The 12993-nt window shown below is 75.5% G+C and carries 6 protein-coding genes and 2 pseudogenes; 6 read left to right on the plus strand and 2 right to left on the minus strand.

Annotated elements, in window-relative coordinates:
* The first annotated feature begins 106 nt into the window (after positions 1 to 106).
* From ACIRS1_RS17485 to ACIRS1_RS17500, 4 genes are all read left to right on the plus strand, one after another.
* On the plus strand, positions 107 to 1816 hold the full coding sequence (locus ACIRS1_RS17485) for a carboxyl transferase domain-containing protein (protein WP_402840508.1): 1710 nt from the start codon (positions 107 to 109) through the stop codon (positions 1814 to 1816).
* Between the two features lie 154 nt (positions 1817 to 1970).
* Positions 1971 to 4271: an acetyl/propionyl/methylcrotonyl-CoA carboxylase subunit alpha gene (locus ACIRS1_RS17490; protein ID WP_402840511.1), complete on the plus strand. Its 2301-nt coding sequence runs from the start codon at positions 1971 to 1973 to the stop codon at positions 4269 to 4271.
* Positions 4268 to 5254 (plus strand): hydroxymethylglutaryl-CoA lyase, encoded by a 987-nt coding sequence (locus tag ACIRS1_RS17495; protein ID WP_402840514.1) that lies wholly within the window; start codon positions 4268 to 4270, stop codon positions 5252 to 5254. The genes ACIRS1_RS17490 and ACIRS1_RS17495 overlap by 4 nt, the downstream gene beginning before the upstream one ends.
* A gap of 164 nt (positions 5255 to 5418) precedes the next feature.
* On the plus strand, positions 5419 to 6609 hold the full coding sequence (locus ACIRS1_RS17500) for an acyl-CoA dehydrogenase family protein (RefSeq protein ID WP_360209269.1): 1191 nt from the start codon (positions 5419 to 5421) through the stop codon (positions 6607 to 6609).
* Positions 6610 to 6751: 142 nt separating this feature from the next.
* Here the strand turns inward: ACIRS1_RS17500 and ACIRS1_RS17505 are convergent.
* A pseudogene (locus tag ACIRS1_RS17505) lies at positions 6752 to 7213 on the minus strand (universal stress protein); the annotation flags it as partial.
* Between the two features lie 946 nt (positions 7214 to 8159).
* Between ACIRS1_RS17505 and ACIRS1_RS17510 the strand changes: the two are divergent.
* Positions 8160 to 9230, plus strand: a complete 1071-nt coding sequence (locus ACIRS1_RS17510; protein ID WP_402840518.1) for an HAD family hydrolase — start codon at positions 8160 to 8162, stop codon at positions 9228 to 9230.
* Between the two features lie 132 nt (positions 9231 to 9362).
* On the opposite strand, the gene ACIRS1_RS17515 is transcribed toward ACIRS1_RS17510, so the two are convergent.
* Positions 9363 to 10163, minus strand: coding sequence for a GNAT family N-acetyltransferase (locus tag ACIRS1_RS17515; protein WP_402840521.1), 801 nt, complete (start codon positions 10161 to 10163; stop codon positions 9363 to 9365).
* 946 nt (positions 10164 to 11109) lie between these two features.
* Here ACIRS1_RS17515 and ACIRS1_RS17520 point away from each other — a divergent pair.
* A pseudogene (locus ACIRS1_RS17520) lies at positions 11110 to 12115 on the plus strand (helix-turn-helix domain-containing protein); the annotation flags it as partial.
* Between the last annotated feature and the right edge of the window lie 878 nt (positions 12116 to 12993).

The raw sequence follows: 12993 nt of genomic DNA on the forward strand, positions 1-12993 counted from the left end.
TCGGCCGTTAACCTGGGCGCGTAAGTTAACGTTAATTAACGTGTGACTCATGGGCGTACCGCACCCGGCCGCCCACCAGGCGCCGAGGGCAAGGGAGCTCTTGGGAATGGTCATCTCCACCGCCGGCACACCCGCCGGAGTCCAGCTCAGCACGGCGAACGGCACCGCGGCGCCGTCCGCCGCACCGCCGGGGGCCGCGGCCCCCGCACCCCGGCTCGGCACCTCCGCTGACCCGGGCTCCGCGGCCTACCTGGCCAACACCGAGGCGCACCGGGCCCTCGTCGCCGAGCTGCGCGACAAGCTCGACACGGCCGCCCTCGGCGGCGGCGCCAAGGCCCGCGCCCGGCACACCTCCCGGGGCAAGCTCCTCCCCCGCGACCGGGTGGACACCCTGCTCGACCCGGCCTCGCCCTTCCTGGAGCTGGCCCCGCTGGCCGCCGACGGCATGTACGACGGGGCGGCGCCCGCGGCCGGGGTGATCGCCGGCATCGGCCGGGTCGCCGGACGCGAGGTGGTGGTGGTCGCCAACGACGCCACCGTCAAGGGCGGCACCTACTACCCGATGACGGTGAAGAAGCACCTGCGCGCCCAGGAGGTCGCGCTGGAGAACCGGCTGCCCTGCGTCTACCTGGTGGACTCGGGCGGCGCCTTCCTCCCCATGCAGGACGAGGTCTTCCCGGACCGCGACCACTTCGGCCGGATCTTCTACAACCAGGCCCGGCTCTCCGCCGCGGGCATCCCGCAGATCGCCGCCGTGCTCGGCTCCTGCACGGCCGGCGGCGCGTACGTCCCGGCGATGAGCGACCAGGCCGTGATCGTCCGCAACCAGGGCACCATCTTCCTGGGCGGGCCCCCGCTGGTGAAGGCCGCCACCGGCGAGGTGGTCACCGCCGAGGAGCTGGGGGGCGGCGAGCTCCACTCCCGCACCTCCGGCGTCACGGACCACCTCGCCGAGGACGACGCCCACGCGCTCTCCATCGTCCGCACGATCGTGGCCGGGCTCGGCCCGCGCTCGGCCGCGCCGTGGCCGCTCGCCCCCGTCGAGCCGCCGGCCGTCGACCCGGCCGGGCTGTACGGGGCCGTCCCGGTCGACCCGCGCACCCCCTACGACGTGCGCGAGGTGATCGCCCGCCTGGTCGACGGCAGCCGGTTCGCCGAGTTCAAGGCCGAGTACGGTTCGACCCTGGTCACCGGCTTCGCCCGGATCCACGGCCACCCCGTCGGCATCGTCGCCAACAACGGCGTGCTGTTCTCCGAGTCGGCCGTCAAGGGCGCCCACTTCATCGAGCTGTGCGACCAGCGCGGCATCCCCCTCCTCTTCCTGCAGAACATCACCGGGTTCATGGTCGGCCGGCAGTACGAGGCGGGCGGCATCGCCAAGCACGGCGCCAAGATGGTCAACGCCGTCGCCTGCACCCGCGTCCCGAAGCTGACGGTGGTGATCGGCGGCTCGTACGGAGCCGGCAACTACTCGATGTGCGGACGGGCCTACTCACCCCGCTTCCTGTGGATGTGGCCGGGCGCCAAGATCTCCGTGATGGGCGGCGAGCAGGCGGCGTCCGTCCTCGCCACCGTCCGCCGCGACCAGCTGGAGGCGCACGGCGAGCAGTGGCCGACCAAGGCGGAGGAGGAGTTCAAGCGCCCCGTCCGCGAGCAGTACGAGCGCCAGGGCAGCGCCTACTACGCCACCGCCCGGCTCTGGGACGACGGCGTGATCGACCCGATGGACACCCGCACCGTCGTCGGCCTCGCGCTCACCGCCTGCGCCAACGCCCCGCTCCCGCAGCCCGGCCCGTACGGCGTCTTCCGGATGTGACCCCGCCCCCGCGGGTTCCGACCCCTCCCGTCCGACCGTGACCCCGCTTCCGCGGGCGTGACCGGGCGGTGCCGACGCACCGCCCGGGCCGGGGCGCCCGCCCCGCCCGCCACCTCTCTTCGTACGGCCCCCTCGACCCGGAGGAACGCCTCCCATGTTCGACACAGTTCTGGTCGCCAACCGCGGTGAGATCGCCCTCCGGGTGATCCGCACCCTGCGGCGGCTCGGCGTGCGCTCGGTTGCCGTGTTCAGCGACGCCGACGCCGACGCCCCGCACGTCCGCGAGGCGGACGTCGCGGTGCGGCTCGGCCCCGCCGACCGCAGCGACAGCTCCGCGGCCGAGACCTACCTGCGCACCGACCAGATCCTCGCCGCCGCCCGCCGCACCGGCGCCCAGGCCGTCCACCCCGGCTACGGCTTCCTCGCCGAGAACGCCGGCTTCGCCCGCGCCTGCGCCGACGCCGGCCTCGTCTTCATCGGACCTCCTCCCGGTGCGGTGGAACTGATGGGCGACAAGATCAACGCCAAGGAGGCCGTCCGCGCCGCCGGCGTCCCGGTGGTCCCCGGCAGCGAGGCCACCGCGCCCACCGACGACGAGCTCGTCGCCGCCGCCGACGGGATCGGCTACCCCGTCCTGCTCAAGCCGTCCGCCGGCGGCGGCGGCAAGGGCATGCGCCTGGTGCGGGACCCCGCCGACCTGCCCACCGAGATCGCCGCCGCCCGCCGCGTCGCCCGGACGGCCTTCGGTGACGACACCCTGCTGCTGGAGCGCTGGGTCGACCGGCCGCGCCACATCGAGGTGCAGGTGCTGGCCGACGCCCACGGCACCACCGTCCACCTCGGCGAGCGCGAGTGCAGCCTCCAGCGCCGCCACCAGAAACTGATCGAAGAGGCTCCCTCCGTCCTGCTCAACGCCGAGACGCGTGCCGCGATGGGCGCCGCGGCCGTCCGCGCCGCGGAGTCCTGCGGCTACACCGGGGCCGGCACCGTGGAGTTCATCGTCCCCGGCATCGACCCGGCCGACCCCGCCTCCGCCACCACCGACGGGGTACGGGACTTCTTCTTCATGGAGATGAACACCCGTCTCCAGGTGGAACACCCCGTCACCGAGCTCGCCGTCGCCGTCGGCGAGGACGCGGCCCGACTCGACCTGGTCGAGTGGCAGCTGCGGATCGCCGCCGGAGAGCGGCTCTCCTTCGGTCAGTCCGACGTCTCCTTCCTGGGCCACGCCATCGAGGCCCGGATCTGCGCCGAGGACCCGGAGCGGGACTTCCTGCCCACCGGCGGTCGCATCCTCGTCCTGGACGAGCCCCGCGGCGAGGGCGTCCGCGTCGACTCCGGGGTCGCCCCCGGATCCGTCGTCACCAGCGCCTACGACCCCATGCTCGCCAAGGTCATCGCGTACGGGCCCGACCGCCCGACCGCGCTGCGCCGGCTGCGCGCCGCGCTGGCCGACACCCGGATCCTGGGCGTCACCACCAACACGGGCTTCCTGCGCCGACTGCTCGCCCACCCCGACGTCGCCGCCGGCCGACTGGACACCGGACTGGTGGAGCAGACGGCCCGGCAGCAGCCCGGACTGCTCGCCTCGCCGTACTCGCCGGCGAACGCGGCCGACCCCGGGCACCCGGCCGAGGAGGCCGGCAACGGCGACGGCACGGGGGCGACCGGCCCGCATCCCTCCGGCGCTCCGACATCCGCCCACCTCCTCTACTACGCGGCCGCGCTGGCGCGGCACCTCGACCTCACCCCCGCCGCCGACCCCGGCGGCTGGACCGACCCGTTCTCCCTCCCCTCCGGCTGGCGCCTGGGCGGCACCCCCGCCTGGACCACCCACCGACTCCGCACCCCCGGCCAGGACCCGGTGTCGGTGTGCGTCCGTCCGATCACTGCGGGCAACGTAGCCGATGCCACTGACAATCCCGCCGAGGTCACCCGCGAGGTGGAGCTCCGGCTCGACGCCGGCCCCGTCCACCGCGCCCGCGCGACCCTGACCGGCGACCGGCTGCACCTGACCGTCGACGGCCTGCGGACCGCGTTCGCGCTGGCCGTCGACGCCTCCCCCGGCCTCGCCGCCGGTCCGGTGACCTGGCTCGGCGTGGAGGGCGACGCCTGGCCGCTGCACCCCCACGACCCGGTCGCCGAGAACGCCGCCGGGGCCGCCGCCCACCACGGCGCCCTGACCGCCCCGATGCCCGGGACCGTCACCGTCGTCAAGACCACGGCGGGCGAGACGGTCCGCAAGGGCCAGCCCCTGCTCGTGCTGGAGGCCATGAAGATGGAACACGTGATCGCCGCCCCGCACGACGGCGTGGTGGCCGACCTCCGGGTCGCCGCCGGCGCCACCGTCGCGATGGAGGACCTGCTGGTCGTGGTCGCCCCGGCCGAGGACGACGCCGACGGCCGGGACACCGACGGGCAGGCCGCCCCCGCGCCCGCCGGGGTGCGGTCGTGACCGCCCCCGCCCGCGAGCCCGACGCGCTCGACCTGGGGCTGCCCGACCCCGTCCGCGCCCCCGGCCTGCCCGAGGAGGTCCGGATCCACGAGGTCGGACCGCGCGACGGACTGCAGAACGAGGGCGCCCTGGTGCCCGTCGAGGTCAAGGCGGAGTTCATCGCCCGGCTCGCGGCCGCCGGGCTGCGCACCGTCGAGGCCACCAGCTTCGTGCACCCGAAGTGGGTGCCGCAGCTGGCCGACGCCGAGGAGCTGGTGCCCCGGCTGGCCGGCCTGCCCGGGCGCCACCCCGGCCTGCGGCTGCCCGTCCTGGTGCCCAACGAGCGCGGGCTGGACCGCGCGCTCGCCCACCACGCCGCCGACATCGCCGTGTTCGCCAGCGCCACCGAGACCTTCGCCCGCCGCAACCTCAACCGCTCGGCGGACGAGGCCATGGCGATGTTCCGCCCCGTCGTGGCACGGGCCGCCGAGGCCGGCGTGGCCGTCCGCGGCTACCTCTCGATGTGCTTCGGCGACCCGTGGGAGGGCCCCGTCCCGGTCGACCAGGTGGTCCGCTTCGGGGTGCAGCTGCTGGAGATGGGCTGCACCGAGCTGAGCCTCGGCGACACCATCGGCGTGGCCACCCCGGGGCAGGTCGGCGCCCTGCTGGCCGGCTTCGCCCGCGCCGGGGTGCCGGTCGGGCGGCTCGCCGTGCACTTCCACGACACCTACGGCCAGGCCCTCAGCAACACCCTGGCGGCGCTGCGCGAGGGCGTCACCACGGTGGACGCCTCGGCCGGCGGACTGGGCGGCTGCCCGTACGCCAAGAGCGCCACCGGCAACCTGGCCACCGAGGACCTCGTGTGGATGCTGCACGGGCTCGGCGTCCGGACCGGCGTCGACCTGCGCGCGCTGGTCGCCACCAGCGGCTGGATGGCCGAGCGGCTCGGCCGGCCCAGCCCCTCCCGCACCGTCCAGGCGCTGCTCGGCGCCGCCCGGGGCTGACCCGCCCCCCGCCCGGGGCCGGCCGCGCGGCCACCCGACCGCCGGCCGGCCCCGGTTCCCCGCTCGTCACCCAATCCCACCGTGCGACCGTCACACCGTCCGACGGACGCCGGTCGTCCCGCTCACGCCCGCTGCCACCCCGGCCGGGCCCCAGGAGGATCACCGTGTTCGACCACCGACTCAGCAGCGAGTACGAGGAACTGCGGCGCACCGTCGCCGAGTTCGCCCAGGACGTGGTGGCGCCGAAGATCGGCGAGTTCTACGAGCGGGAGGAGTTCCCCTACGAGATCGTCCGCGAGATGGGGCGGATGGGCCTGTTCGGCCTGCCGTTCCCCGAGGAGCACGGCGGCATGGGCGGCGACTACTTCGCGCTCGGCATCGCCCTGGAGGAGCTCGCCCGGGTCGACTCCTCGGTGGCGATCACCCTGGAGGCGGCCGTCTCGCTCGGCGCGATGCCGATCCACCGCTTCGGGACGGAGGAGCAGAAGCGCGAGTGGCTGCCCCGCCTGACCTCGGGCGAACTCCTCGGCGCCTTCGGCCTGACCGAGCCCGAGGGCGGCTCGGACGCCGGCGCGACCCGCACCACGGCGCGCTACGACGAGACCACCGACGAGTGGGTCATCAACGGCACCAAGTGCTTCATCACCAACTCCGGGACGGACATCACCGGTCTGGTCACCGTCACCGCGCTCACCGAACCGATCGCTCGTTCGAGTGAAGAAGGCGAATTCGGCTCGCCCACCCGCGAGATCTCCTCCATCATCGTGCCCACCGGGACCCCGGGGTTCCAGGTGTCCAAGAAGTACTCGAAGGTCGGGTGGAACGCATCCGACACCCGCGAACTGTCCTTCACCGACTGCCGCGTCCCCGCGGCCAACCTGCTGGGCGAGCGTGGCCGAGGCTACGCCCAGTTCCTGCGGATCCTCGACGAGGGCCGCATCGCGATCGCCGCCCTGGCCACCGGCCTGGCCCAGGGATGCGTCGACGAGTCCGTCAAGTACGCCGGCACCCGCCGGGCCTTCGGCCGCCCGATCGGCGCCAACCAGGCCATCCAGTTCAAGCTCGCCGACATGGAGCTGCGCGCCCACACCTCCCGCCTGGCCTGGCGGGACGCCGCCTCCCGGCTGCTGCACGGCGAACCCTTCAAGAAGGAGGCCGCGATCGCGAAGCTGTACTCGTCCGAGGCCGCCGTCGACAACGCCCGCGAGGCGACCCAGATCCACGGCGGGTACGGCTTCATGAACGAGTTCCCGGTCGCCCGGTTCTGGCGCGACTGCAAGATCCTGGAGATCGGGGAGGGCACGTCGGAGGTCCAGCGGATGCTCATCGCGCGGGAGATCGGCGCCACGTTCTGAGCCGGTCCCACCGGAACGACACCCCGCTCCTCACACGGCGTTGAGGAGCGGCCGGCACCACGAAGCCGGCGGCATCGCGAGGCCGCCGGCATCGCGAGGCCGCCGGCGCGGGGAGCGCCGGGCCGGGCGCCGTGAGAGGGCGTCAGGGGATCACGATCACCGGACGGTTGGCCCGCCGGGCCAGCCGTCCGGAGACGGAGCCGAAGAGCTTGCCGAGCAGGCCGTGCGTCGTGCCGACGACGATCGCGTCGGCGGCGTACTCACGGCCGACCTCCTCGATCTCGTGGCAGATGTCGCCGCCCCGCTCGATCAGGATCCACGGCACGCCGGCGAGGAAGTCCGCACAGGCGAGCTCCAGGCCCAGGACCTCGGTCCGGTGGTCGGGGAGGTCGACGAAGACGGGAGGTTCACACCCCGCCCACACCGTGGCGGGCAGGCGGTTGGCGACGTGCACGATCACCAGGCCGCACTGCGAGCGACGTGCCATGCCCACCGCGTAGGCGAGCGCGCGCTCGCTCGACAGGGAGCCGTCGAAGCCGACGACCACGCCGTGCTGGAAGACCGGGTCGAGGGGGCGCGCGGGCGCGTCCTGGGCCGTGGGCTCGACGTACGCACCGGACGGGTCGGACGCCTTCGGACGCTCGGCGCCCGGGCCGAGGCGGCCCGTCACCGGGGGCTCCGGAGAGCCCGCCGGACGCTCGCCGCGGCGCTGGCGCGGGCCGGACCGGCCGCGGCGGACGATGCCGCCCCGCCGGGCGGCGTCGCGCAGTGCGCGTACGAGGCCCGGGCCGTCGGTACGACCGTCGGCGGACGCGTCGGCGTGCCCGTCGCCGCGGGCTTCGGCGTGCCCGTCGGTCGGGTCGTGGCCGGCAGCGGGCGGAATGCGGTCTCCAGGGGCAGGAACGCGCTCTGCCGGGGCCGGAACGCGGTCCGCGGGGCCCGGGCCGTCGGCTGCGGGGCCGTGGCCGTCCCCGGTCGCTGCGCCCGCGCTGCGGGGCGCGTCCGGTTCCAGCGGTCGGGAGGACTCAAAACCAGCCATGGCTCACGGCTCTTCGAGGGAGAGGGGCCGACAGGAGAGGACAACGCTGCCCGGGCAGCAGGCCCGCCCACGGCATGACGTCGGTCTGCGCCGCGCAGCACCGTATGTGACCTGTTCCTTTCAGAGTACGACGGGCGGGAGTCCCAGCCCAGCGGTGAAGCCTCGGAGCGCCCTTGTTCCCGCAAAAGGAGGATGCGCCCGCCGACGGCAGTGCGCCCCGCCCGCCGGCGACGCGCCCCTCCGGAAAGGAGGTTCCCTGGAGCTTGACTGAGCGGACCGGGTGACGCAACAGGCCCACCGGACACCGTGACCGGACTGTCATGGATCGGCGACGATCCGTTGCGACATGTCGCCAACCGTCACGCCCCACCGGTCCCACCAGCCCCGACGGACCCGCCCCGCCCCGTCCGCCACCCGGGCCGGGATGCCGATTCAGCCAGTGTGCACGGCTTCACGACGCGCTCTGGCATTTGCCAGGTGCATAGGCACGGCCGCTGGCACCATGCGACACATGCCCCTGCTCCTGTTCGACCTCGACAACACGCTGCTCCCCAGGGACGCCGCTTTCCGGGCCTGGGCTCAGGATTTTCTGTCCGAACGAGACCTACCGCCCGGAGACGTCGACTGGTTCGTCACCCTGGATGGTGGCGGCTACGTACCGCGCAGCACCGTACTGTCCGCCGTCCGGCGCCGCTACGGCCTGGACGTCTCCGCCGAGTTCCTGCTCGCCCACTACCGACGCGGCATCAACTCGCACATCCACTGCCCGTCCGGTCACATCGACGCGCTGCGGACGGCGCGGGCGGCCGGGTGGACGCTGGGCATCGTGAGCAACGGCGGCACGCGGCCGCAGCTGGAGAAGATCCGGCGGACCGGGCTGGGGCCGATGGTCGACGGCTGGGTCATCTCCGAGGAGGCGGACTGCGTCAAGCCCGATCCACTGATCTTCGAGATCGCCGCCCAGCGGTGCGGTGTCGCGCCGACCGGCGACTGGGCGTCGCACACCTGGATGGTCGGGGACCACGCCCCCGCGGACATCGCCGGCGCCGAACTGACCGGCCTGCGCAGCGTCTGGCTGCACCACGGCCGCCCCTGGGCCGAGACCGGCTACCGGCCGACGCTGAAGGCGGCCGGCCTGCCGGAGGCGGTCGGCCAGGTGCTCACGGCGCGCAACGCGCCCTCGCCGCGGCCGGGCATCCGGGCGGACGGTCCGGTGCGGCGCCGGGCGGCCGGAGCGGCGGTGCGCACGACGGCGCTCCTCGGCGCTCGGCCCGGCGCACACCTGGCGACGACCGCCCCGGCGAGCCCGTTTGCGCCTGTTGCCGTGGGCGGCGGGACGGCCGGTGCTTCCGGTGCGCCAGTGGGGCCGTCGGATGTCCGAAACCGCACCGGCGAGCTTGCCCTGCTCACCGAGAGCCCTTCGGAGGGCCTCGCCGGCTCAACCCAGGGCACTGCTCCGGGGGCGGACGGCCGCCGCGCGACCGCCGGCGCCCGCCCAACACCCCTGCGCGGGAGGCCCGATGGGGTGGCCGGGCCCGGACCGACCGCCTTCGTCGCGGCCCCGGCCGCGGCCGCCCCGTAGCGCCCCCGCGCGCCCACCTCCGGCCGCCCACCCACCCGCTGCCGGCCGTCCGTCCCTCCACGCACCGCCAGCCGTCCGTCCGGTCACCCGTCGAAGGCCTGCAACCGGCCGGCGGCCCGCCCACCCCGGCCCTCAGGAGTCGGCCGGGGTGCGGATCCACCAGCTGGTCCGGGCCTGTTCGGTGAACCCGAGCCGGCGGTAGAGCGGTTCGCCGAGCGACGTCGCCACGAGGCTCGCCGGGCGGTCGGGGTGCGCGTGGGCGAGGGCGGTCCGCAGCACGGCGCCGGCCACGCCCCGACCGCGGTGCGCGGGCAGCGTGGCCACCCAGTAGACGCCCGTGACCCGCCCGTCGTCGTAGGTCAGGCAGGCTCCCGCCACGGCGGCGTCGACCCGGCCCAGCCAGGCCCGGCACCCCGCGTCGCCCAGCAGGCTCTCCGGGAGGGCCCCGCCGCGGCTCCAGGGCTGCCGGGCCGGCAGCGGGAAGCCGTCCACGACGGCGCGCTCGACCAGCGCGAACGTGTCGCCGTCCAGCGCCTCATCGACCGTCAGGACGCCACCGCCGCGCGCCTCCGCGCGGGCGGGGAGGGCGGCGGAGGCGCCCTCGACCGGGCCAGGCTCACGGGTCATCACCGGCATGGCGGGCATCCTGGCGGCTCCGAGGCCGGTCAGGTCGAGCCCGCCGTACGGGTCCTCCACGGTGAACCGGACGGCCTCCCACTCCTCGATGAGCTCGGCCAACTCCGCCTCCAGGGGCTTCGGTTCGGCGTACCGGCGGGTCACCAGGAGGCGGGGCGGGTCATCGGGGGTGCGGGCGCAGCGGACCGCCGTCCAGTCGGGGCGGATCCGGTACCGCCAGCCGTGCGCGCGGGCTTGGGCGAGCCAGAAGGCGGCGGCGTTGTCGTTGGCCTGTTCGAGCCGGCTGAGGGTGTTCACAGCAGGACGGTAACCCGGCGTCCCGGCCCCGGTCCGGCCGTCGCCGCCTTGGCCGGATGAGGCCTGGGAGGCGCACGGAGGAGTTGCGTGCGCCCTCTTGTGCACCGGCTATTTTCGGTCAATTTCGGGCCGGTCCCTCCCGCTTGGGCAAATCCGCAGCCCAGACCCGCCGGCCGGGTGCGCGGAACCCGGGCACCCCGGGAGCAGCCCCTCGACAACCAGCCACCGTTGCACGGGCCCTCTTCCCAGAAGGGTCGACGGGTGCCACGCTTCGTGATCGAATGCATCACGCCAAATTGCCATGTCGACATAGCGTCGGATGGTGAACTTGTCACAACGGCAACGGTCCACCCGATAGATTTCGATCTTGGCGAGCAGTGCCGCACCACCCACACCACACCACCGAGGGGGCTTGAGCGCCTTGAGCAGGGTGAGCAGGAGCGACGCGGGTCCTGACAGCGGCCAGGCGGTGGCCGGTATCGCGGCCAGGTCCGCGAGAAGCACTGGCACCTCCGCGATCGCCGCCGGCACCCGCATCTCCGGCGCCCCGGGCGCAGCCCACCACCTCTCGTACTCCTCGGCGCCGGGGCCCGGCACCGCGACCGGCCCCTCCTCGGCGCCCGCGGAGCACGGCGGCATCCACGCGGGACTCCTGCACGGCGGAGCACCGCACGGCGGGCCGCTCGCGAGCCGAGGGGCCGTCAACCCCGCCCAGGCCTACGGCGCCGACCACCCAGGCCACCCCGCCCAGGTTGGCCACCCCGCCCAGGTCGGCCACCCCGCCCAGGCCGGCTACCCCGCCCAGGCCGGCTACCCGGGCCTGAACGGCGGGCCCGGCGCGAACGGCTCCCCCGCCGGCCCGCTCGGGACCCTCGCCCTCGGAGCCGCACCGGGCCACGGCCAGACCGGCCACGGTGGTCCCGGCCCGAACGGCTCCCCCACCCCGATGACCGGCTCCGCCCCGCGCAAGCTCTCCGGCCGGCGCCGCCGTGAGACCGTCGCGGTGCTGATCTTCGGCGGGGCCCCGATCTTCGAGAGCTCGATTCCGCTCTCCGTCTTCGGCGTCGACCGCCAGGACGCCGGGGTGCCGCGCTACCGCCTGCTGGTCTGCGCCGGCGAGGAGGGCCCGCTCGCCACCACCGGCGGTCTCACCCTCTCCGCGCCCTACGGACTGGAGGCGCTCGCCCGCGCCGGCACCATCGTCGTGCCGGCCTGGCGCTCGATCTCGCAGCCCCCGCCCGTCGAGGCGATCACCGCCCTGCGCAAGGCCCACCACGAGGGCGCACGGATCATCGGACTCTGCACCGGCGCCTTCGTCCTCGCCGCCGCCGGCCTGCTCGACGGCCGCCCGGCGACCACCCACTGGATGTACGCGCCGACGCTGGCCAAGCGCTACCCGCGGGTCCACGTCGACCCGCGCGAGCTGTTCGTCGACGACGGCGACGTGCTCACCTCGGCCGGCACCGCCGCCGGCATCGACCTGTGCCTGCACGTGGTCCGCAGCGACCACGGCGCCGAGGCCGCCAACGCGCTGGCCCGCCGCCTGGTGGTGCCGAGCCGCCGCAGCGGTGGAGGACAGGCCCAGTACATCGACCAGTCATTACCGGAGGAGATCGGCAACGACCCCCTGGCCGAGGTGGTCACCTGGGCGCTCGAGAACCTCAACCAGCAGTTCGACGTCGAGGTCCTGGCGGCGCGCGCCTACATGAGCCGACGCACCTTCGACCGCCGGTTCCGCACGCTCACCGGCAGTGCGCCGCTGCAGTGGCTGATCACCCAGCGGGTGCTCCAGGCGCAGCGGCTGCTGGAGACCTCGGAGCTGTCGGTGGACGACGTCGCGCGCCGGTGCGGGTTCCGTTCGCCGGTGGCGCTGCGCGGGCACTTCCGCCGCCAGCTCGGGGTCTCCCCTGCCGCGTACCGGACCAGCTACCGGGCCCGCCGCCCCGGTCCGGCGTCCGCCCTGCCGGGTGGAGTGCAGGGCGGCGACCTCCGGCTGCCCGGTGCCCTGCCGCACGCGGCCGCGGCCGCCGCGGCGGGCGGGGCCCTGTTCGGCGGCGCGCACGGCGGGCAACCGGGGCAGCCGTTCCCGGGCGGCCCCGGGTCGCCGGTGCCGGTCGGCCCGCACGGTCAGCCGGTGCCGCACGGCGCGCAGCCGGTCGGCCCCGGTCAGCTGGGCCCGCACGGCCAGCCCGGTCCGTTCGGTCCGGGGCAGGCCGGGACGCCGACCGCCCAGGCCTTCCACGCCCGGGCCGGACAGCCGTACCCGTACCAGCAGGCCGCACAGCCCCCGCACCCCGGGCAGCAGGGTGCGGGGCGCGGTCCGGCGCGGCCGCCGATGGTGCCGCCGCAGGCCGGGCCCGGGGCCGGCGCGGGGCGTCCGCCGCGCACCGCCGAGCACGCGGCCGCGGAGGACGGCCTGCCCCAGCCGGGGGCGCGCGGTCAGGGCCAGGGGCACCGGAGCGCGGTCGAGCGGCCCGCGGACGACGCCGGCGCGACCGGGGCGGGCCAGGCCGGCCGCGGTCACGCCACCGGCGGCGGCCGGGTGCCGGCGCCCGCCCCCGCCGGGCAGCCGGCGGGCGGGGCGGGCGAGCTCCGGGGCCGGCAGGCGCGGGCGCCGCAGGTCCGTCCGCAGGCCGGCCGGACGGGTGCCGAGGGCGCCCGGACGGCTCACGAGGCACGCCCGGCCCGGGAGGGCCACGCGGTCCGCACCGGCCGGGACGGCGAACGCCCGGAGGGCCACGGCCCGCACGCCGGCGCGGAGGAGCACCAGGCCGAGGGCTGCGCCCCGGAGCCCCGGTCGGCGCCACCGGTCCCCGCGGCGCGTGATCGC

The organism is Kitasatospora sp. NPDC101176 (assembly GCF_044768035.1).
GTDB lineage: Bacteria > Actinomycetota > Actinomycetes > Streptomycetales > Streptomycetaceae > Kitasatospora.